The organism is Lentzea kentuckyensis (assembly GCF_002150765.1).
GTDB classification, from domain to species: Bacteria; Actinomycetota; Actinomycetes; order Mycobacteriales; family Pseudonocardiaceae; genus Lentzea; species Lentzea kentuckyensis.
This window is the reverse complement of sequence record NZ_MUYM01000006.1, coordinates 50,973-71,499: the sequence shown is the minus strand read 5'-3', so window position 1 is coordinate 71,499 and position 20,527 is coordinate 50,973. Positions and strand designations below refer to the sequence as shown.

Genomic DNA, 20,527 nt, shown 5'->3' with positions numbered 1-20,527 from the left:
GTGGGCTGACTGAATCAGCAACCGCCCGGACCCGCGGTCTCGTCACCTCGCAGTGAGGAGATCCATCGATGGGCAGGATCGCCCTGGTGTCCGAGCACGCCAGTCCGCTGACAGCGCCCGGTCGGCTTCACGCGGGAAGCCAGAGCCTCTACGTCGCGAACGTTTCAGCCGCGTTGAGCGGTATCGGTCACGAGGTGGTCGTCTACACCCGGCGCGACGATCCGCACACACCCGCCAGGACGCGCGTCGGTGCCGGTTACGAGGTGGTGCAGGTTCCTTCCGGGCCAGCCAGGAGGATCACGGGTGACGAGGCGACCGCCCATGCCGGGGACTTCGCGAGATTCCTCAGCACCGACTGGAACACGAACCGGCCGGACGTCGTGCACGCACAAGGCTGGCTGTCCGGCATCACGGCGGTGCTGGGAGCCCGGCACAACCGGGTGCCCGTGGTGCAGACGTTCCACACGCTGGGCGCCGACCTCCAGCGGCACCGCGGCGACGATGACTCGCTCACGATGAAACGCCTGGCCGTCGAACGGCTTCTCGGCCAGCAGGTCGCCCACGTCGTCGCCACCCGCACGGACGAAGCCGAAGGCGTGTTGAAGATGGGCATCAGCCGCGCGAAGGTGTCTGTCATTCCCCACGGCGTCGACTTGACCCTCTTCACCCCGCAGGGCTTGACCGCCGGGCGCAACGGTGTGCGTCGCATCGTGTCGGTCGGACGTCTGCTGCCACACCAGGGATTCGACGACCTGATCCGCGCCCTGACCTCTCTGGAGGACGCCGAGCTGGTGATCGTCGGCGGTGGATCCGTGAGCGGACGGCTGCGCGGTGACACGGAGGCGAGGCGGCTGCGTGCGCTCGCACGCGTACGCGGTGTCGCACACCGAGTCACGCTGGCCGGGCATCTGCGCCACCACGAGCTTCCCGCGCTGCTGCGATCGGCGGACGTCGTGGCGTGCACGCCGTGGTACGAGTCGTGCGGCGTCGCGGCGCTCGAAGCGATGGCGTGCGGAGTTCCGGTGGTGGCGACCTCCGTCGGCGGTTTCGTCGACACCGTGGTGAACGGGCAGACCGGGATCCAGGTACCGCCGAGGAATCCGGGCGCGATCGCGAAGGCGTTGCGAACGCTTCTCCCGAACGACACCCGCCGGGAGCTGCTCGGAGCCGCCGGACGCGACCGGATGCACGCTCGGTACTCGTGGCATCGCATCGTCTCCGAACTGATGCAGGTCTACACCGCCGCGGGCCGCTCGTCGTTCACCGAATCCCGAACAGTCCCTTTGCGACAGTCTCATGTGGACCTCTAGCGGGGCGGTGTCGCGGCGTTCTGCTTGCCGTGCCGGTCGATCACCGTTCGATGCGTGTAGGGTTGGGCTCGTCGAGTTCTTCTCGCATGTGGGCGGTCAGGCTCATGTCGTCCTCGGTCACGCACTGACGCCGATTCTGATGCCGGCAGAACTCACCTCGCCGGCAGGCCCTTCTCGCCTGCCGGCCCATTCGAAAGGCCCCCCGCCTCATGGTTCGCACCTACGGCTTCATGAGCACGTATCCACCCACCCAGTGTGGGCTCGCCACGTTCACCTCCGCTCTCCGTCATCATCTGACCGCCGCCACCCCTGGCAGCGAGGGCCGCGTCGTCCGCGTACTCGCGGAGGCCGAGCCCGGCGCGGCTGAGCCGTCGGTGCTCGAGATGCGTCCCGGCGAGGCCGAGGCCGCGGCCGGTGCCCTCAACGGGTGCGACGTCGCGGTGGTGCAGCACGAGTACGGGATCTACGCCGGTCATGACGGTGCGGAGGTGCTCAGCGTGCTCGCCCGGTTGCGGGTTCCGGTGATCGTCGTGCTGCACACCGTGCTCACCGCTCCCACTCCAGGTCAGCGCCGGATCCTCGAGGCCGTCGTCGACCACGCCGACGCCGTGGTCACCATGTCGGAGACCGCGAGGAACCGCCTCCTGGCGGGCTACGCGGTCGACCGGCCTCATGAGGTCGTGGTGATTCCGCACGGCGCCGTCCCCGCCCACAGACGCGCGACCGGCGTGCCAGGACGCGGACCGCTCATCCTCACCTGGGGCCTGCTCGGGCGCGGCAAGGGCATCGAGTGGGGCATCGCCGCGCTGGGCGCGCTGCGCGACCTGCGGCCCCGGTACCTGGTGGCGGGGCAGACCCATCCCAAGGTGCTGGCGCACGAGGGTGAGGCGTACCGGACGCACCTGCGCGATCACGCCGCGGCCTGCGGTGTCACGAACCTGGTCGAGTTCAACCCGGCCTACCTCGAAGCAGAGGCGCTCGCGGACCTGGTCGGGCGGGCCGACGTCGTCCTGTTGCCGTACGACTCGTCCGAACAGGTCACGTCCGGAGTGCTCGTCGAAGCCCTCGCGGCACGGAAACCGGTGGTCGCGACGGTGTTCCCGCACGCGGTCGAGCTGCTGGCGGGCGGGACCGGACTACTGGTGCCGCACCGGGATCCCGCCGCCATCGCCGCGGCGTTGCGCCGGGTGCTCACCGAACCGGGACTCGCCGCCGGAATGCGCGACCGGTCCGCGCACCTGAGTCCGGCGCTGAGCTGGCCCGCGGTGGCGAGCCGGTACCACCACCTGGCCGAGGACCTGCTCACCACCCGACTCGTCATGACGAGGTGAGCGGCCTCGATTTCGCCCACCTGATCCGGCTGAGCGACGACACGGGTCTGTTCGAACACGCGGAAGGCCCGTTGCCGCGCCGGGAGCACGGCTACTGCCTCGACGACGTCGCCCGCGGGCTGGTCGTCCTGAGCCGCGAGCCGCAGCTGTCCGCCGAACCGGCCGCGCTGGCGGACCACTACCTGGCTTTCATCGCCTACGCGCAGTCCGAGGACGGGCGCTTCCACAACCGGCTCGGCACCGGCCGCACCTGGCAGGACGAGCCGGGCCTGGGCGACTGGTGGGGACGCGCGTTGTGGGGCCTCGGCACCGCCGCCGCCCGCTGCCCGCTGCCGTGGATCCGCGAGGCCGCACTGGAGTGCTTCGAGCGCGGCGCACACCACCGGCCGCCGTCGGTGCGCACGATGGCGTTCGCCGCGCTCGGTGCCGCCGAGGTGCTGGCAGCCGATCCCGTGCACGCTCCCGCCGCCGCGCTGCTCGGCGACATCGCCTCGTACGTCGGTGAACCACGTCCTGATGCGAACTGGCCGTGGCCGGAGAACCGGCTGTTCTACGCCAATGCCGCACTGCCCGAAGCGCTGATCGCCGCCGGCGACCTCCTGGGGAACGACAAGGTCCGCGACGACGGGCTGCGGCTGCTGGACTGGCTGCTGACCGTCGAGTCCGTCGACCTTCACCTCTCGCCGGTCCCGACCGGCGGCTGGTACCTCGGCGAGCCGCGCCCCTCGTTCGACCAGCAGCCCATCGAGGTCGCGGCGATGGCCGACGCCTGCGCCCGCGCCTACCGGATCACCGCCGACCCGGCGTGGCTCGCCGGTGTCCACCGTTCGATCGCGTGGTTCAACGGCGACAACGATCTCGGCTCGCTGATGCACGACGAGCAGACCGGCGGCGGCTACGACGGACTGACGCCGGCCGGCCCGAACATCAACCAGGGCGCCGAGTCGACCTTGGCCCTGCTCTCCACCCGGCAACACCTGCGCACGCTCCTGAGGAGCATTGGATGAACGCCCGCGTCACGCGCAGCTCGCTGCGGCTGCGCCCGGACCCGCGCCGGGTCATCACCAAGCTTTTCGTGCCAGGAGAGGAAGTTCCCGAGCACGAGTCGCGGTCCGCCGCCGTCATCCGGCGGGTGATGGCGCTGGACGAGGACACCGTGCGCCACGCTCTCGACCGCACTGTCCGCCTGTTCGCGGGCCGGCACCGGGACGTCCGCATGACGTTCGCGGACAACTTCGCGAGCGTCAGCCACCGGTTGTCCCCGGACGTCGAGCTGTCCGAGTCGCGCCGGTTGCTGATCGGCGCGTACTTCACCCACGAGTACGCCGTCGAGGGCGCCGCGCTGTGCAACCCGTCCATGGTCGCGCACCCCGACCAGAGCGGGCTGACACCGGGACAGCTGCGGTTCGTGCTGAGCGTCCGCGGCATCGGCGAGGGACACCTGTCCTCGATCGGTTTCCGCACCGGGGTGGCCGGGCCCGATGATGTTCTCACCGTGGACCCGCAGCCGAGCGTCATCAGCACGGGCCAGCACAGGGACGGGGACTACGAGAAGAGCCTCTTCCTGGGCACGCTCACCGAACGCGGCCACGACGACGAGGTCTCCGCCGTGCTCAACCGGTGGCTGCCCGCGCGGTTCACCGGTGCCGAGCTGGACGAGCTGCTGGCGGGCCTGCACCCGAAGCTGGTCGCCCGGCAGGCCGCCCACCGGACCGTCGAACTGATCAGGTGGATCGCCGCCTGCAACTACACCACCGAGTTCCCGGAAGACTCGGTGGTGAGCGGGCGGGTGCTGTGGCCTTCGGGCCCGTCTGAACGCCACGGCATGGAAGACGCCCGGTTCGTGCGCTTCACCGACGACGACGGCTCGCAGACCTACTACGGCACGTACACGGCGTACGACGGCACTGACGTCGCACCGCAACTGTTGCAGACCAACGACTTCCGCACGTTCCGGATCACGCAGACGACCGGTGCCGCGGCACGCAACAAGGGCATGGCGCTGTTCCCCCGGCGGATCGGCGGGAAGTTCGCGGCGTTGTCCCGTGGCGACGGCGAGAGCAGCGCCGTGTCCTTCTCCGACGACATCAGGACGTGGAGGGAACCACAGCCCGTGGCGATGCCGGGCAGGGACTGGGACCTCGTCCAGGTCGGCAACTGCGGCTCGCCGATCGAGACCCCCGAGGGCTGGCTCGTGCTGACCCACGGTGTCGGTCCGATGCGGCTCTACTCGATGGGCGCGATGCTGCTCGACCTCGACGACCCCGCGAAAGTGCTGGCGACACTGGCTCAACCACTGTTGGTGCCCAGCGCCACCGAACGGGACGGGTACGTGCCCAACGTCGTCTACTCGTGCGGTGGCCTGCTGCACGACGACACCTTGGTGATCCCGTACGGGGCGAGCGACGCGACCATCGGCCTGGCGACGACGTCGGTGAGCGACCTGATCGCCGCCATGGCGCCGTGACGTTGCCGGTCCCAGGTTTCGTCACCGCCGCGAGGCGGGTAGCCCGCTACTGACTTACTTGAGGATCGCCCTGGACCTCGGCGACGCAGACGAGAACGCCGTCCCGGAGGTTCGCGACGTGACCACGACAGTGCCCCGTGTTCAGGCCGCACCACAGCCGATGCTCGCGGGTGAGAACGCCCCCTTCGAAAGATTCCTCATCAAGCTCTTCACGGTGGTTCCGGCGCTGGCGTTGACCGCCGCGGTGCCGCTCGCGTGGGGCTGGGGCCTCGGCTGGACCGACATCGGTCTCGCCATCTTCTTCTACACCGTCACGTGTCTCGGCGTGACGATCGGTTTCCACCGCTACTTCACGCACGGCGCGTTCAAGGCCAACCGGGCGCTGCGGATCGCGCTCGCGGTGGCAGGCAGCATGTCGATGCAGGGGCCGATCATCGGCTGGGTCGCCGACCACCGCCGGCACCACGCCTTCGCCGACCGCGAGGGCGATCCGCACTCCCCCTGGTTGTTCGGCACGTCCGCCGTCGCACTGGCCAAGGGTTTCTGGCACGCCCACCTGGGCTGGATGTTCCGCCGCGAGCTGACCAACGCCGCGCGGTTCGCGCCCGACCTGCTCGCCGATCCCGACATCCAGCGCGTCAACCGCTGGTTCCCCGCGCTGACCACCGTCACGCTCCTCGCACCCGCCCTGGCGGGCGGGCTGATCACGTGGAGCTGGTGGGGTGCGCTCACCTCGTTCTTCTGGGCGAGTCTGGTGCGGGTGGCCGTGCTGCACCACATCACGTGGTCGGTCAACTCCATCTGCCACATGATCGGCGACCGGCCGTTCGAGGCACGCGACAAGTCCGCGAACTTCTGGCCGCTCGCGATCCTGTCGATGGGCGAGTCCTGGCACAACTCCCACCACGCCGACCCGACCTGCGCCCGGCACGGCGTCCGGCGCGGTCAGATCGACATCTCCGCACGGCTGATCCGGGTGTTCGAGATCTTCGGCTGGGCGACGGCCGTCCGCTGGCCGACGCCGGAACGGCTGGCGCGCAAGCTCAAGCCGTCCGGATCCAACCGAACGGCGGCGGACCCCGAGCAGGCATCGCTCTAGGATCGATCACGCGCCTGGTCCGGCCAGGTGACATCTCGACCGCCCCGGCCCCCGGCGGTGCCACTTCAACACCCCTGGTCTGGAGTGTTGCCCGCCATGATCGATCTGTCCGACGTCAGGCGCCTGGAGCAGGAAACCCGGACACTGCGCGAGATGGACTACCGCCACGGCGAGGACCTGATTCGCAGCCGAATTCTCAGCCTGGTGCTGCTGGCCACCGACCACCTGATCGAAGGAGACGTCGAGATCGGCGTCGGCGCCGGGCTGCGAGCCCCGGAGTCTGCCGGCGGCGGCGTCGGCTCGGCCCGCACGCGCGACCGCTTCCGCCCGCTCGCCGCACAAGCACGCCGGCACGGCACCCACACCGGTGCGTTCGACCTCGCCGAGCAGATCAACGCCGGAGCGCCATGATCGGTGACCGGCTGGCGAGGGTGCTGACCCATCTCGCCGACGAGGCGGCCCTCCGCGGCGTCACGCCGTCCAGCGAAGCGTCGTGCGAGGCGTGCGTAGCGCTGATCGGGGTGACCGGCGCTCAGCTGACCCTGACGAACGGCACGGGCCGGGGTGAGTCGCGGTACTCCACGAACGAGATCGGCACCCTCCTCGAGAACATGCGGTTCACGCTCGGCGAAGGGCCGTCCGAGGACTGCCTGCGCGCCGGCGTTCCCGTCCTGGCGGGTGTTCTGGACTCATGGGAGAACGACCAGCGGTGGCCGCTGTTCACACCGTCCGCCGACGCCACCGGGGCGCGAGCGATGTTCGCGTTCCCGTTGCGCAGTGGCGCCATCCGGCTGGGGGCGCTCGTGTTGCACAGAACGAGTCCTGGGCCGTTGACGCCGGAGCAGATGGCTGACGGATATGTCGTCACCGACATCATCATGGCGATGGTGCTGGACGAATTGACTCGCGTTCATCTCGACGCCGAGGTTCCCGCACTCGACGGAATGCCGCTCAGCCGAGCCGAGGTGCATCAGGCCACCGGGATGGCCTCCGTCCAGATCGGGGTGGGCCTGGACGAAGCACTGGTGCGACTGCGCGCGCACGCGTTCGTCCGCGACAAGCCGGTGGTCGAGGTCGCGCGCGACATCATCACCGGGCGTCTGCGCCTGGGTCCGGCGACCGAACAACAGAGGTGACAGTCATGTCCGTGGAGAACCTGGCGGAAACGTTCGTCGAGCTGGCCGACACCCTGGTCGCCGACTTCGACCCGATCGACTTCATGCATCTCCTGGCCAACCGCTGCGTCACCACCCTGGGGGTGGACGCCGCCGGGATCCTGCTGGCAGACCACCGCGGTGAGCTGCAGGTGGTCGGGGCCTCCAGCGACCGCGCCAGGGTGCTCGAGCTCTTCGAGCTCCAGCACCAGCGGGGTCCCTGCATGGAGTGCTACCTCACCAGCGAGCCGGTGACGATCACCGGCTTCACCGAGCCGCCGCAACGATGGCCGGAGTTCTCCTCCGTGGCGGTGACCGCCGGGTTCGGCGCGGTGCACGCCCTCCCGATGCGGCTGCGCGAGCAGACCGTCGGCGCGCTGAACCTGTTCACCGTCAACGAAAGCGCGCTCAGCGAGACGCGACTCAGGGTGGCGCGCGCCATGGCGGACGTCGCCACCATCGGCCTGCTCCAGGCCCAGGTCATCAGCCACCGGGAGCTGCTCGCCGGGCAGTTGCAGAACGCGTTGCAGAGCAGGGTGCTCATCGAACAGGCGAAGGGCGTGCTGGCCGAGCGGCTGCGGATCAGCGTGAGTGTGGCCTTCCACATCCTGCGGCAGTACTCGAGACATCACCACCTGCATCTGAGCGGCGTGGCGGAGGACGTCATCGCCGGCGCGATCGACATGACGGCGTTGAAGGCCGCCACGCCGTGAAGCCCGCAAGCTCACCGTCACGCCGGAGCGAGGTCCTCGGCGTGAACCACCGTCGACTCCAGCGCCGGACCACCGTACGTGGTGACCACGGCGACGTCGGCGGCGTCCCTTGTGCTTCGTTGACCGCATCGACCAGAGCCAGCGGATCTACACCGGCCGCGATCGCGTCCTGGAATCGGCGCGACATCGCTTCGGCATCGGCCAGCCGCTGTTTGGCACCGACGTGGCTGGGGTCCGAGGACCGCGCGGCGTTCCTCCATCCGGCGTTTGCAATATCCGCACTTCACCCGCCACGGAGCGGTAAGCCCTCCTGGTTTGCTTCTTCGGCCCACGTACCAGGATCGCGCGAATGGTCTGGCAGGCTGAGCGATGTCGTTGAGCAGCCAGCGGCCGCGCGGGTCCGGTAGCACGGTGCGGGTCCACCCCCGGCGGCCCGCACCGTGTGGTCGAGGAACCGTCTGCACGTGGGCTAGCCTTCGTGCAGATTGTGGGTGACCTGATGAGTGAGCCTGTCTTAGGTCCGTTGAGCTGTCATGGCTCTGAGTTGCTCGACAACCGCGCCGAACAGGTGTCGCACGACCGCGCGATCGAAGTGCTCGAACAGGCTGTCGCCGCGGGCGAACCCGCAGCCGCCCGCCTCCTGGCTCGCGGTTACCTCGAACGGGGCCGACTGATCGAGGCGCAGGAGCTGCTCGGCCCTCTGGTCGCCGCCGGACGCGACGATCTCGCCGATGTGCTGGGCGATGTGCTGGCCGATCTCGGCATGCGCGATGACGCCGAGGCCGCATACCTGCTGGCCGTCGCCGAAGGCAACAGCAAGGCGATGAACAACTTCGGGTTGTTCCTGGCCGAGCAGGACCGCCTCGACGAAGCGGTGGAGATGTTCGAGCGTGCCGTTGAGTTGGGCGACACGCTCGCACCAGCGAATCTGGCCCGTACTCATCTGCACGACCGGCGCGACGTGGCCGCCGCGCTCGCCGTGGCGGAGCGGCACGTCGACACCGCCAGGCCGACGACCTACTGCGCGCTCGCCGAGGTCTATGCCGAACTCGGACGCCTGGATGAAGCCGAGCAGCTGCTGCGGGAGGCGATAGACCTGGACGCTCAGCAGGCGCACATCGACTACGCCAAGTTCCTGCACCGCCACCAGAACGACCTCGTGGCCGCCGCACGCGAGTACCGGCTGGCCGAGGAGCTCGGCGAGCCTGCCGCCGGCTATCACCTCGGCGCGTTCCTGCTCGACCAGGGCGACGAGAACGAAGCCGCCGACGTCCTCGAAAAGGCCGCCTCGTGGGGCGACCTCGACGCACGACAGCTGCTGGACACCGAGTTCGAACTCGTCGCGGAACAGTGAACGTCCAACCGAGACGAAGCGGATTCACCTGGGCAGCGCGACCGCGCCCAGTCGACCGGGACCGGTGAGGCGCTGGCCAGACGTCGACGTCCCTACAGGCGGGAAGCCAGTCTTGAGCGCGACTCCGGTGTCACCAGGGCCGCTTGGCCGGAATGACGAGCGCGGGGACATCGATGGCCGGGTCGGTCGACAGTGGTCGCCAGCTGCCGGCGAAGTGCCTGTCGGACATCGCATCCGGCTTCAGCGGCAACCTCAGACCGTGTTGCACGGTCAACGCCGCAGTGGCGCAGAGCAGATCCGCGATCATCTCGGCGCTCCCGCCTCCAGCTGAACCCAGCCGGGTCCCGTGGTGCGCCCAAGGCGGCATCAGCTTGACCGCCGGTGCTACGACGTGCCACACAGCTCCCCCGGGCCGTGATCACAACGACGCGACCTGACGGCATGCCGCCTTCTTCTTTCCGTCCATTGTGGAGCATTAGCGGAGGGCACCCGGCGGGCGAAGCCGCGCCGCCGAGCACGAGCCGCCGGACCGAGCGGCGCCTGTGCCGCTAGCCGAGTTCGGGCAGTGTCGGGACGGACCGCAGCGCGCGGTTGCTGCGCGGCTCGGTGCGGGTCTTGGTCTCGCCGACCTGACGGATCAGCTCGTCGCGGACCTCGTTGAGCGCCGCGGGAAGCTCCCGCTCGGCCGAGGTGGCGACGAGGTGCAGCCGGTGGCCGTGGTTGATCCAGCACTGCAGCATGACGCGCTGCTCGGCGCCCTTGCGATCCTTGAGGCTGATCTCCAGTTCGATCTCGTCGTCGCGGTACGACCGCAGACGGGAACCGAGCGCGGCCAGGCGATCCACGACCCACTCGCGTTCGGAGGAGTGGAAGCCGCTGGCGAGGTGCAGGCGCTGTGCGATCACTGAAGCATCTTCGGGAGTAGCGTTCATGCGTTGTCGCTGACGGTGCTCACTGAAATCTCTCCTCATGGCCAAGGCGAACCGCCTGCCCTGCGGGCGGGAAGCTGGTCTGAGCCGCAAACCTGAAAACGTCGAAAAAATCTCTTTCACATACTCTATGTCACCTGCGTGCACATCACCTGAAATTCACATGAGAATCCGGCGACGATGTCCCGATACAAACAACGCGTGATATTTCAGCCGATCAGGCGCGGAACGGCGTAGGGTTGATTTTGTCGAGAAACTCTCGCGCCTCAGCGGTCAAGCTCAGGCTGTACTCACCAAACCACGGCCCCACCGCGCGTCGACGTCAGAAAACAGCCACGACCCTGAGTGGTTCGCGATCGCCTGCTGCCCAGCCGGGTTTGTGACCGGCGTGGCAGGGAACTCCGAGCAGACGCAGGCGGACGCCTGCCAACTCATCGATGATCCCAGACCCCGGCGTCGGAGATCGACACTGGAGGTGTGGACGTGGTGACCACCGACCGCGGTGACGTGCCGCGCACGCGGGACCCGATTCCCGCTGTGCTGCGGGTCAGCGCGGCGTTGAGCTGGCGCTTTCTCGTCGTGGTCGCGGCGCTCTACGTCGTCGGTGTCATCTTCAGCAGGCTGGCGGCGCTCGCCGTGCCGCTCGCGATCGCGCTGCTGCTGGCCGCCTTGCTCGCACCGGCCGTCGATTTCCTGATGGCGCACCGTGTTCCCAGGGGTCTCGCCACGGCACTGGTACTGGTCGGCGGACTGCTCCTGCTCGGTGGAATGCTGACGTTCGTCGTGGTGACCTTCGTCAACGGCCTGCCGGACCTGGCCGCGCAACTGGCCCGCAGCATCGACTCGATCTCCGGCTGGCTGGTCGACGGCCCGCTGCAGCTGAGCGACACGCAGCTGCGCGACTTCGCCGACCGGATCGTGAAGACGTTGCAGGACAACCAGTCCGGCATCACGACGGGCGCCATCACCACCGCGGCGACAGTCGGCGAGACCTTCGCCGAGATGCTGCTGGTGCTGTTCGCGCTCGCGTTCCTCCTCTACGACGGACCCCGGATCTGGCAGTTCCTCATCCGTGTCGTTCCCGACGGACCCCGCAGGCGGATCGACGTGGCAGGCCGGCGCAGCCTCGCCGCACTGGTCAGCTACGTCCGCGCCACCGGAGCGGTCGCGGTGGTGGACGCGATCGGCATCGGCATCGGACTGGCCGTGCTGCGCGTGCCGCTGGCGGTTCCGTTGGCGGCGCTGGTGTTCATCTGCGCGTTCGTCCCGATCTTCGGCGCGGTGGTGGCCGGCGCCGTCGCCGTCCTCATCGCGCTCGTCGCGAACGGTCCCCTGGCCGCGGTGATCGTCCTGATCATCGTCATCGCGGTGAACCAGCTGGAAAGCCACATCCTGCAACCGTTCCTGCTCGGACGCGCGGTGAAGCTGCACCCGCTCGCGGTGGTGCTGGCCATCGCGGCAGGCCTGCTCGTGGCAGGCATCGCGGGCGCACTGCTCGCCGTTCCCCTGCTGGCGGTGCTCAACTCCGCGATCCGCTCCCTGCGCAGCGAAGCGGACGAACACGTGTCACCCGCCGACGTGCACACCAGCCAACCCGAGGAGTCCGGGCCGGACGAACCCGGCCTGGACACCGAAGCCGAGAAGTGAACCCCCACAACGGCTCCACCCAGCCATCTACCCGGAGTAAATACATGACCTCAACCCACGTCGCCCCGACAGACACGGCTGACCGCCCTCGCGGCAGCGACTTCGCCCGCCTCACCAAGGAACTCAAGGCCGCCGGCCTGCTGGATCGGCGGCGCGGCTACTACGTGCTGCGGATGGCGGTCAACGCGCTGCTGCTCGGCGCGATCGCCGTGACGTTCGCGCTGCTGGGTGACTCCTGGTGGCAACTGCTCACGGCAGCCGTTCTGGCCGTGGCCTCAACACAGCTGGCGTTCATCGGGCACGACGCGGGGCATCGGCAGATCTTCCGCGGTCATCGCAACAACGACGTCGTCGGACATCTGCACGGCGGCCTCACCGGCATCAGCTACCAGTGGTGGGTGGCCAAGCACAACCGCCACCACGCCAACCCCAACCACGAGGACCACGACCCGGACATCGAGATCCACGCCCTGGCGTTCAGCCGGGCACAGGCCGCCCAGAAACGCGGCCTGTACAGCTGGATCACCAAGCACCAGGCGTTCCTGTTCTTCCCGCTGCTGCTCGCGGAAGCCGCCGTGCTACGCGTCTCCGGCCTCGTCGCGTTGTGCCGCAACGAACTGCGCAACCCGTGGCGCGAAGCCGCGCTCCAGATTCTGCCGATGCTCGCCTACCTGACGGCGGTGTTCCTCATGCTGTCGCCGGCGAAGGCGATCGTGTTCATCGCCGTGCACCAAGGCCTCATGGGCGTCTACCTCGGCTGCTCGTTCGCACCGAACCACAAGGGAATGCCGATCATCACCGAGGGCCAGCGCCTCGACCACCTCCACAAACAGGTGCTCACCTCCCGCAACGTCACGGGCGGCCGATGGGTCGACGCCCTGCTCGGCGGCCTCAACCACCAGATCGAGCACCACCTCTACCCGCACATGCCCCGCCCGAACCTGCGGCGCGCACAACCCGTCGTCGAGAACTTCTGCATCAGGCACGGCATCCCGTACAGCAAAACCACCCTGCGCCACTCCTACGCCCAGGTACTGCGCCACCTGCACGACGCCGGGTCACCGCTGCGCCACCCGGCACAGTGAACGAGCAAAGCCCGCCGGTTGGACTCAACCGGCGGGCTTTGGTGTTCGTGCGTGCACGCCGCTGGTCTACCAGCGGCTGAACACGGACTAGGCAGGGACGACGTTGTCGGCCTGCGGGCCCTTCTGTCCCTGCGTGACCTCGAAGGAGACCTTCTGGCCTTCCTGGAGCTCGCGGTAGCCCTGGGCGGCGATGTTCGAGTAGTGCACGAAGACGTCGGCGCCACCGCCGTCCTGTTCGATGAAGCCGAAGCCCTTTTCAGCGTTGAACCACTTGACGGTTCCGGTGGCCATGTGCACTCCAAGCATGATTCGGCACCCACACGATGCGGAGCCGGGGGTGATCCGTCATGGCCCGCGGAGACGCTGAACAGCAAAACGCCCGTGACACGTGATCACGGGCGACCGGTACTTCGGAACCATGACTGATGGCACCACACTACACCTGCCACTCGGCGACACCCCGCTCCCCACCGCGTCATCGCCAGACGAGCGCGAAGTCCTCTTCGGCGTGGACGACCATCGACTCCAGCCAAGGGCCACCGAAGGTGGTGGCCATCGCGACATCGGCGGCGTCTCTGCCACGACCGATGACGACGCGCCCTTTGCGGGACGTGTTGTTGCGCGGGTCGAAGGTCCACCAGCGGTCGCCCAGCCAGACCTCCATCCACGCCGCGAAGTCCATCGGTGCCCCGTCGGGTGGCACGTCGAGATCCGGCAGGTAGCCGAAGACGTAGCGGGCCGGAATGTTGAGCGCCCGGCAGAACGAGATCGCCAGATGCGCGAAGTCGCGACAGACGCCGACACCCGCGGCGTTGACGTCGGCCGACGTGGACAGTGCGGTGGAAGTCCCGTAGCCGAAGCTCAGGTGGTCGTGGACGTACTGGCAGATCTGCCGCACCCGGCGATAGCCGCGCGGATGCGCTCCGAACCTCGACCATGCCTCGTCACCGAGTGCGTCGGAAAGGCAGTAGCGGCTGGGCAGGGTGTACAGGAGCACGTCGTCCGGAAGATCCGCAGGCGCCGCTTCCGGCGCATCCTCATCGATGTCCTCGACGGCGTCCGACACGACGGCCAGCGCACTGTAGTGCAGTGTGGACGGACCCGTCGGCAAGACCACTCGGGTGCAGGGATTGCCGTACAGGTCCTGGTAGTGCCGCAGGGCCAGGTCGGGCTCGAACACCAGCCGTTCGCGGGTCACCTGCAGGTCCTGGTCCCCGACGGGCCGGACTTGGAACACTGTTGAGGTCGGCACCTCTGCGCGGTAGGTGAAGGTGCACCCGATGCGCAGCAGCCGGGTGCTCACAGGCGACTCCTCGGCGGCAGGGATGCTCGGACTGTTCGACCGGGGTGAGTCAGTGATCAGCGCACCTGCTCCGGGATGTGGTCCAGCGCGCCCAGCACGTGCACTGCGAGGCCTCGTGCGTCCTTCTTGCTGAGCTTGGCATGCGCGGACAGCACTTCTTGGACCAGCTTGACTCTGCGCTCGTACAAGGTCACATAGGTCGACGTGGTCATGAGGTGCACCTGCTGTTCTGTTCTGGGATTCGTTCGGTCGGTGTGGCCACGCTGACGCCCGCGGCGAGCAGGTCGTCGACGGTCTGGGAGTTGTCGCGATCCGTCGCGAGCATCATGGTCTGGTGCGCGGCGGCCGGATCGGTGGTCGACGGCACGACGAGCAGCGTGAGACGGCGTTTGTCCGCCGCGAGCACGTCCACGGTGTGCGCGGGCCTGGAGATGAACCCGTCGAGCCGGATCTGGCGGCCGCCACCGATGATGCGGCGGGGCGCGGAGTCCCACTCGGTGAGGTTGTAGCTGACCCGCAGGACGTCGCCCAGCCGAACCGCCAGCGTTGCGAGCAACGCCGGCAGTTCGGCGGCGAGGTCCCGGGAACGTGGCCACCAGGCACCGTCGACATACCCCGTCGTGGGCGCCTTCGGCCGCAACCTCAATCGTTGCGGGTGCCGAGGCCGCTCGATGACCGCAGTGGCCACTGGGGCGATGGGAAGGTGGGGTGCCGACGTCATGCCGGGACTCCCGTCCCCGACCGGAAAACGGCCGGTATAGGTTTCGCCGAGCACGACATGAGCTTGACCACTCACGTACGAGATGTTCTCGACAACTCAACTCTACACCGATTCAGCCATGATCGACCGAAATGTTGTCAAATTTATGAGCCGCCACCTTCGGCGGTTGATCCAAGGCAGAAAAACGCCTCTGGCAAGCAAACCCGCAGCTCAGCAGTCACAGGTGATTCTCAGGAAGCGTTCGCGGTTTTTCTGATCACGCAGACTTCGCTCATACGTGCCAGCCGTGCGTGTAGTATGGAGAAAAGTGCCGCTTTTCAACGGCCTCCTCGATCCTCCCCGAAATGGCCTGACGATCCATATCGGTCCATTTGCTCGAACATCACCCGGCCAGCTCACGCAGCCGGGGGACGGAGTACCGATATGAGCACGTCGACCTGGACCACCCACGCGTTGACCACGGAGCGGCTGACGTTGCGGCCCTGGCTGGTCGACGACGCACAGGCCGCGCTGGACGTCTACGGCCACGCCGAGGTGACTCGCTGGCTCAGCCCCGACATGGACCGGGTGCCCGACCTGGCGGCCATGCGGCTGCTGCTGCAGCAGTGGAGCGCCGAAGACGCCCGGTTGCCTGCTCCGGCAGGCCGATGGGCCATCCAACGCAACACCGACGACCGTGTGATCGGCGGCGCCGTTCTGCTCCCGCTGCCGCCGGGCAACGAAGATCTGGAGATCGGCTGGCAGCTGCGCCCCGACGCCTGGGGCAACGGCTACGCCACCGAGACCACCCACGCGCTGGCCGCCTGGGCGTTCAGCCAGGACGTCCAGGAGATCTTCGCCGTCGTCCGGCCCGGCAACGCCCGCGCCGCGGCCACCGTCCGGAACAACGGCATGCACTGGGTCGGCGAGACCACCAAGTATTTCGATGTCGAGCTGCAGGTGTTCCGGCTCCGTGCGGCCGACCTCGACCTGGCGGCGCCCACGGCACTCCAGCCGCCCAACCTCAGTGGCGACTGACGCCCTTCGTCGCGCTGCCGCCGACACCATCAAGGAAACAGGGCACACGTGGATCAGCGAAGCGCTGCTCCCGCACCTGCGCACGATGCTCACCGGCGCCTGGGACTCCAGCGAGATCATCCGGCGTGCCATCGCGATCCGCGACGGAACCATCCTGACCCCCCGCATCCTCTCGTTCCAGCATCGATCATCGGAGCACCCGCATGCCCACGTCTGAGCTGCGAATCGCTGTACCGGCCGGCCACTCCGACGCTGCCGCCATCTGTGCCGTGTGCCCGCACCCGTCGCACGAGCACGACCCGATCGGCGTTCGCTACTGCACCGCGACCATGGCTGCCGCGCTGCCCCGAGGCTGCATCTGCCGGTGACACACGACACCTGATGTCACCACGGGAACCAAACTGGCCACGGCGGTGTTGTGCGGGATGGTCGTAGAGTTTTGTGATCGTGGTTCATCACGCTCGTGGAAACGATGTTGCGAGAACGGGCCTGGCGTTTTCGCGCACCACTCGGAGATCGACGGCCACGGCTACCGCGGCCTCGAGGACGACCAGCGCGTCGAGTTCGAGGTCACCCAGGGCCCCAAGGGCCCGCAGGCCACCGCCGTCCGCGCCGTCTGACCTCACATCGTGCTCCTACCAGCTGACACACGCTGACGGAGACACCGACCCGGTGCCCCTCGACCATCCCCCGATCGAGGGGCACCGGCCTCATCACGCCGGTTTGCCGCCACCACTCACGAGCGAATCCCAATCTCTCCAACGACGAGCAGCGCTCCTACAGGAACCTGTTCCGTGAGCCGGCGCCGACACGGCGAAGGACAAGCCTGAACACCGGCAAGCCATCGCCCGGCAGCAGCCGTGCACACTCCACAAAGGACGACGAGCGCATGCCTCACATTCCAGATGACGCTCCGGTCATCGCCCAACGTCTACGCCTCGCCACCGGATTCCTCGCATCTGAACGCGGATGGGTCTCGGAACGCCTGACCGCGCTCGGTCCGCCGTTGCGGTCGTTCCGCAACGACCAGATCGACCTGGAAATCAGCCTGAAGGACCGCCAGGGCGCCGAGCAACGACTCACCCTGGAATGCTGGATCGACCACAGACCACGCCTTCACCTCGTCGCCACATCCTCGGAGCGCGATCTGCCCACGGCGCTGAGCGATGTCTGCGACGAGCTGGTCCGGCAGGTCGACACGGCCAAGACACGCACTGATCCACGCAGCAACCGCACACTGAAGTTGGTGCCCGGATTGCCCAAGCACGAATAGGCCTGTGGGATGCCGGACACCAGCAGCGGGGAAGTTTCTCCAGTCTCAGCAAGACAGCCAGAGCAGGGTTCCAGACTTGCGGAGCCCTGCTTTTCGCGCGTTCGCACATCTCGCCCGAGTGGCGGTTCTCGGCGGCGATCCTCAGCACGTCCGCACCAGTCGTGGCATTCCGACCTCGTCCGCGGCAGGCTCGTGGTGTCCTCGGGGACGTCAGGTCGTCCGTGGGTGCTCAGGCCTTGGTCCACCAGGGTTTGGTGACCGCCCGGACCGCGTTGGTCCCGCAGTGGATCTCGCCGCCCATGACGTGGTGGGTCGGGTAGTCGTCGATGTGCCCCACCTCCATCCCGACGGTGCGGTAGGCGCGTTCGACCGCGTCCTGGAGGACGTCACGGCCGTCGACCACAGGTCCCCACTGACGCGGGGCGAGGTAGTGCTTGCGGTCGATCACGATGCCGTTGACCGCGCCTGGCACGTACGCCGAGAACGAGCCCTGCGCGTACTCGATCGGGCTGTCCTGTGCGGTGGCGGCGTCGAAGGGACGATCGGGCGCGTACGTGTTCGCGGCGGGATCTTCTTCGGTCGGCAGCGGGCCGGGTTCACCTGTACCGGGCAGGTCGTCACCGCCAGACCCGAGACCGTCCTTGCGGAACAACGCCGGGACACTCACGACTTCCTCCCGTTTCACTCCTGTCTCGTCCATCAGGATCTTCAGGTTCCTGTCGATCGACTCGGCCGCTTCGGTGTTGCCGGCCAGGAACTTCTGATCGCTCAGGAGCTGGTCGACGGTCACCGCGCGTGCGTCCGGACGGCTGCTGGCGCGGACCGCGCCGTGCCCGGCGGCCTGCGTCGTGCGCAGGGCCTCGACAGCCGCCCGCGGGTCGGCGACCGCGATCGTCCAGCCGCGGGCGTTGTCCGCGGGCAGGAACTGGACGAACTCGTCGACGTGCGCGATGGCCAGCCACGACGTGTCGAGCTTGAGCGGATCCTGGACTCCCTGCGACGCGAAAAGGGTGAGTGCCTGGGAATCGAAGCCCGCACCCTGTCCACCGTCGCCGTAGATGATCCGTCCCGCCGGAAACGACCGTCCATTGTGCTCGTACGGCGGAATGGTCTCGAGATTGCCGAACGAGCTGACCTGGTGGTAGCCCTTGCCGCCGGTCTGCACCGCGCCAAACCCCGGACCGCGCAGGTCGAAGACCGCACGGCCACCGACCCGGCCGGGCTGGGGTGAGCGCACCGCGATCTCGACGGCACGGGTTGTCCCGCCCGGTCCCGGCATGGACACGTACCCGAACTCCACGAGGTCCTGAGCCCAGTTGTCGTCGGTGGCCAGCGTCTTCAGTTCGACGCCGCCGATCTTGGCCACCGCGTCGCCGAGGTCGCGGACGAACGTCTGATGGTCGGCCCGGTCACCGCTGCGCGGGGCGAACAGGGTGGTCACGCGCTCGGTGTGGTTGTGCAGGATCAGCGGCGCGACGGCCATCGGGACCGAGTCCGACGAGGACCGCAACCACCCCTCGGAGACGTCCACCCGCAGCGTGAAAAGGCCGTCCCAAACGGCCTCGTCGCGAATGACGTCACGTGAGTCGACACCGAGCTCCACACCGGAACGCAGGTCCTGCGCGGTGAACGTCGCGCCCGGCTTCAGATAGGTCCACTCGTCACTGGTCTTGCGGAACACCCGGATCTTCCCCCGCGGGTCACCGTCGACCCGCAGCGTTCCCTCCGCCTTGTCGGAGACCTGGGTGAACGGGAGGATCCTGACGGGGGCCAGGTTCTGCGGGGCGTGCGCGACCTCGCCCGCGGCGTCATGGCACGCTTCGAGCTCGTTGTCACTGGCGGTGCTGCGCGTGTCCTGACAACGTACGCCGCTCACACCGATGTTCGGCAGCACCAGGGCGCCGCCGGTCCGCCGCGCGGCCCATTCGTCGACGGCACCGTCATGGTCCACGTCGGCGACGATGCGGACACCGTCCCCGGATCGTCCGGCGGCGATGACGACCGCGGTAGCACCGACGGCCGACACGGCGAGAACCACGACGGTGACGATGATCAGAGTCTTGCGGCTCAGACGGGTCTCTCCTCCCTGGCTACTGCTGGCCATCGGCGACCACGTCCCAGTGCTCGATGATTTTTCCGTCGACCACGCGGAAGATGTCCACGACGACGTAGTCGGAGCTGGAGACCCACACCAGGTCACCGTCGGCGAGGGTGTGGCCGAACTGGGTGCGGCCGCCGCCGGTGGTTGCGCTGGGGGTGCCGCTGGGCTGGGTGACGCCCTGCTGCTGCATGAACTGCTTGAGCGGGTCTGTTCCGTTCGGGGCCACCGGGTTGTGCTGGTAGTACCGCGGATCCCAGCTGGTGTCGATCACGGCCGCGTCGCCGTCGGAGAGCTTGCGGTAGGCCTCGACCGCGAACTGGTGGTTCTTCTCCTCCTGCTCTTCGGACAGGGTCGGCGTCCCGCTCGGGTACTTGTACTCGTCGCTGAACAGGGAGTTGCCGCTGGCCGTCGTCGCCGGCACGGTCTGCGTGATGCTCCAGTGCTCGACCAGCTTGCCGTTGCCGACCCGGTACAGGTCGATCTTGGCCTCGCCGGTCGCCTCGTTCGCCGGGGTGGCCGACGCGTGCCAGTGCACGGCCACCAGGTCGCGGTCGGCGGCCGTGCGCTTGACGGTCGCCACCGCGCCGGGAATCTTCGCCTTGAGGTCCTGGAACTGCTTGACCTGACCGTCTGCTCCGCCGGGCACCGATTTGTCGTGCTGTACGTAGTCCGCTCCGACGAGTTCCCTGACCACGTCGGTCTTGTCCTGGTTGAACGCCTCCGAGTACAGGCGCAGAACAAGCGCCTTGTTCTGCTCCTCGGACGCTGACGACGAGCCGGCCACGGTGGCCGGGCCGGAGCCGGACGCGCCGCTGCATGCGGTCGTGAAGAAGGCCACGGTAGCGATCCAGGGCAGGGTCTTCCGGTATCCCATTCGAGTCTCCTGTGTACGGTCCGAAACGGACTTTGTTGGTATTGCTCGGCATCTGGCGGCTGGTGGCGGGGCTGCCCGACCTCTGAAGATCGCCTGTCTCCGCTCGTCAGGCCAGGGCGAACCGCTCGGAGTGCACTTGCTGGTCAGGA

At 68.1% G+C, this 20,527-nt stretch carries 24 protein-coding genes; 16 read left to right on the top strand and 8 right to left on the bottom strand.

Features of this window, described 5'->3' with window-relative positions; all coding sequences use genetic code 11:
• Positions 1-68: 68 nt before the first annotated feature.
• From B0F77_RS04690 to B0F77_RS04645, 9 genes are all read left to right on the top strand, one after another.
• Positions 69-1,310: a glycosyltransferase gene (locus tag B0F77_RS04690; RefSeq protein WP_086661528.1), complete on the top strand. Its 1,242-nt coding sequence runs from the start codon at positions 69-71 to the stop codon at positions 1,308-1,310.
• Between the two features lie 230 nt (positions 1,311-1,540).
• Entirely contained in the window at positions 1,541-2,641 is a 1,101-nt protein-coding gene (locus tag B0F77_RS04685) for a glycosyltransferase (protein ID WP_211293656.1), read from the top strand.
• Positions 2,638-3,648 (top strand): glycosyltransferase, encoded by a 1,011-nt coding sequence (locus B0F77_RS04680; RefSeq protein WP_086661526.1) that lies wholly within the window; start codon positions 2,638-2,640, stop codon positions 3,646-3,648. Before B0F77_RS04685 ends, B0F77_RS04680 begins: the two co-directional genes overlap by 4 nt.
• Entirely contained in the window at positions 3,645-5,108 is a 1,464-nt protein-coding gene (locus B0F77_RS04675) for a glycoside hydrolase family 130 protein (protein ID WP_086661525.1), read from the top strand. Before B0F77_RS04680 ends, B0F77_RS04675 begins: the two co-directional genes overlap by 4 nt.
• Positions 5,109-5,268: 160 nt before the next feature.
• Positions 5,269-6,207: an acyl-CoA desaturase gene (locus B0F77_RS04670; protein WP_086661582.1), complete on the top strand. Its 939-nt coding sequence runs from the start codon at positions 5,269-5,271 to the stop codon at positions 6,205-6,207.
• 96 nt (positions 6,208-6,303) lie between these two features.
• Entirely contained in the window at positions 6,304-6,618 is a 315-nt protein-coding gene (locus B0F77_RS04665; protein WP_086661524.1) for a hypothetical protein, read from the top strand.
• On the top strand, positions 6,615-7,343 hold the full coding sequence (locus B0F77_RS04660; protein WP_086661523.1) for a GAF and ANTAR domain-containing protein: 729 nt from the start codon (positions 6,615-6,617) through the stop codon (positions 7,341-7,343). Before B0F77_RS04665 ends, B0F77_RS04660 begins: the two co-directional genes overlap by 4 nt.
• Before the next feature lie 5 nt (positions 7,344-7,348).
• The gene (locus tag B0F77_RS04655) at positions 7,349-8,074 is read left to right on the top strand and encodes a GAF and ANTAR domain-containing protein (protein ID WP_086661522.1); all 726 of its coding nucleotides are present in this window, start codon (positions 7,349-7,351) and stop codon (positions 8,072-8,074) included.
• A 442-nt stretch (positions 8,075-8,516) separates the two neighbouring features.
• On the top strand, positions 8,517-9,428 hold the full coding sequence (locus B0F77_RS04645; RefSeq protein ID WP_245847829.1) for a tetratricopeptide repeat protein: 912 nt from the start codon (positions 8,517-8,519) through the stop codon (positions 9,426-9,428).
• 130 nt (positions 9,429-9,558) lie between these two features.
• Here B0F77_RS04645 and B0F77_RS47690 read toward each other — a convergent pair whose 3' ends face one another.
• Together B0F77_RS47690 and B0F77_RS04640 are read right to left on the bottom strand one after the other, a co-directional pair.
• The gene (locus tag B0F77_RS47690; RefSeq protein ID WP_158102598.1) at positions 9,559-9,735 is read right to left on the bottom strand and encodes a hypothetical protein; all 177 of its coding nucleotides are present in this window, start codon (positions 9,733-9,735) and stop codon (positions 9,559-9,561) included.
• A 241-nt stretch (positions 9,736-9,976) separates the two neighbouring features.
• Positions 9,977-10,333: an HPF/RaiA family ribosome-associated protein gene (locus B0F77_RS04640; protein ID WP_245847828.1), complete on the bottom strand. Its 357-nt coding sequence runs from the start codon at positions 10,331-10,333 to the stop codon at positions 9,977-9,979.
• 507 nt (positions 10,334-10,840) lie between these two features.
• Here B0F77_RS04640 and B0F77_RS04635 point away from each other — a divergent pair.
• Both B0F77_RS04635 and B0F77_RS04630 read left to right on the top strand, forming a co-directional pair.
• A complete protein-coding gene (locus tag B0F77_RS04635) occupies positions 10,841-12,004 on the top strand; it encodes an AI-2E family transporter (protein WP_245847827.1) in 1,164 nt (387 codons plus the stop codon).
• 44 nt (positions 12,005-12,048) lie between these two features.
• Positions 12,049-13,089, top strand: a complete 1,041-nt coding sequence (locus B0F77_RS04630; protein WP_086661518.1) for a fatty acid desaturase family protein — start codon at positions 12,049-12,051, stop codon at positions 13,087-13,089.
• Positions 13,090-13,176: 87 nt separating this feature from the next.
• Here the strand turns inward: B0F77_RS04630 and B0F77_RS04625 are convergent, their stop codons facing one another.
• From B0F77_RS04625 to B0F77_RS04615, 4 genes are all read right to left on the bottom strand, one after another.
• A complete protein-coding gene (locus B0F77_RS04625) occupies positions 13,177-13,380 on the bottom strand; it encodes a cold-shock protein (protein ID WP_086661517.1) in 204 nt (67 codons plus the stop codon).
• Between the two features lie 184 nt (positions 13,381-13,564).
• Entirely contained in the window at positions 13,565-14,392 is an 828-nt protein-coding gene (locus B0F77_RS04620; protein WP_086661516.1) for a transglutaminase domain-containing protein, read from the bottom strand.
• A 56-nt stretch (positions 14,393-14,448) separates the two neighbouring features.
• Positions 14,449-14,604, bottom strand: coding sequence for a DUF6307 family protein (locus B0F77_RS48635; RefSeq protein ID WP_169730885.1), 156 nt, complete (start codon positions 14,602-14,604; stop codon positions 14,449-14,451).
• Entirely contained in the window at positions 14,601-15,080 is a 480-nt protein-coding gene (locus B0F77_RS04615) for a DUF5994 family protein (protein ID WP_143466560.1), read from the bottom strand. The genes B0F77_RS48635 and B0F77_RS04615 overlap by 4 nt, the downstream gene beginning before the upstream one ends.
• 456 nt (positions 15,081-15,536) lie before the next feature.
• On the opposite strand from B0F77_RS04615, the gene B0F77_RS04610 reads away from it, so the two are divergent.
• The 5 genes from B0F77_RS04610 to B0F77_RS04595 all read left to right on the top strand — a co-directional run bounded on the left by B0F77_RS04610 (position 15,537) and on the right by B0F77_RS04595 (position 17,403).
• On the top strand, positions 15,537-16,130 hold the full coding sequence (locus B0F77_RS04610) for a GNAT family N-acetyltransferase (protein ID WP_086661514.1): 594 nt from the start codon (positions 15,537-15,539) through the stop codon (positions 16,128-16,130).
• Positions 16,120-16,347: a hypothetical protein gene (locus B0F77_RS04605; protein ID WP_086661513.1), complete on the top strand. Its 228-nt coding sequence runs from the start codon at positions 16,120-16,122 to the stop codon at positions 16,345-16,347. Before B0F77_RS04610 ends, B0F77_RS04605 begins: the two co-directional genes overlap by 11 nt.
• Positions 16,334-16,498 (top strand): RGCVC family protein, encoded by a 165-nt coding sequence (locus B0F77_RS47685; RefSeq protein ID WP_158102597.1) that lies wholly within the window; start codon positions 16,334-16,336, stop codon positions 16,496-16,498. Before B0F77_RS04605 ends, B0F77_RS47685 begins: the two co-directional genes overlap by 14 nt.
• Positions 16,499-16,555: 57 nt before the next feature.
• Complete coding sequence (locus B0F77_RS04600; RefSeq protein WP_086661512.1) at positions 16,556-16,750, top strand: cold-shock protein; 195 nt, start codon at positions 16,556-16,558, stop codon at positions 16,748-16,750.
• 269 nt (positions 16,751-17,019) lie between these two features.
• Positions 17,020-17,403 carry an HPF/RaiA family ribosome-associated protein gene (locus B0F77_RS04595; protein ID WP_086661511.1) on the top strand — a complete coding sequence of 128 codons (384 nt, stop codon included), beginning with the start codon at positions 17,020-17,022 and terminating at the stop codon, positions 17,401-17,403.
• Positions 17,404-17,632: 229 nt separating this feature from the next.
• Here the strand turns inward: B0F77_RS04595 and B0F77_RS04590 are convergent, their stop codons facing one another.
• Entirely contained in the window at positions 17,633-19,507 is a 1,875-nt protein-coding gene (locus B0F77_RS04590) for a protein-arginine deiminase family protein (protein ID WP_086661510.1), read from the bottom strand.
• Positions 19,494-20,378, bottom strand: a complete 885-nt coding sequence (locus B0F77_RS04585) for a nuclear transport factor 2 family protein (protein ID WP_086661509.1) — start codon at positions 20,376-20,378, stop codon at positions 19,494-19,496. Before B0F77_RS04585 ends, B0F77_RS04590 begins: the two co-directional genes overlap by 14 nt.
• Positions 20,379-20,527: the final 149 nt, after the last annotated feature.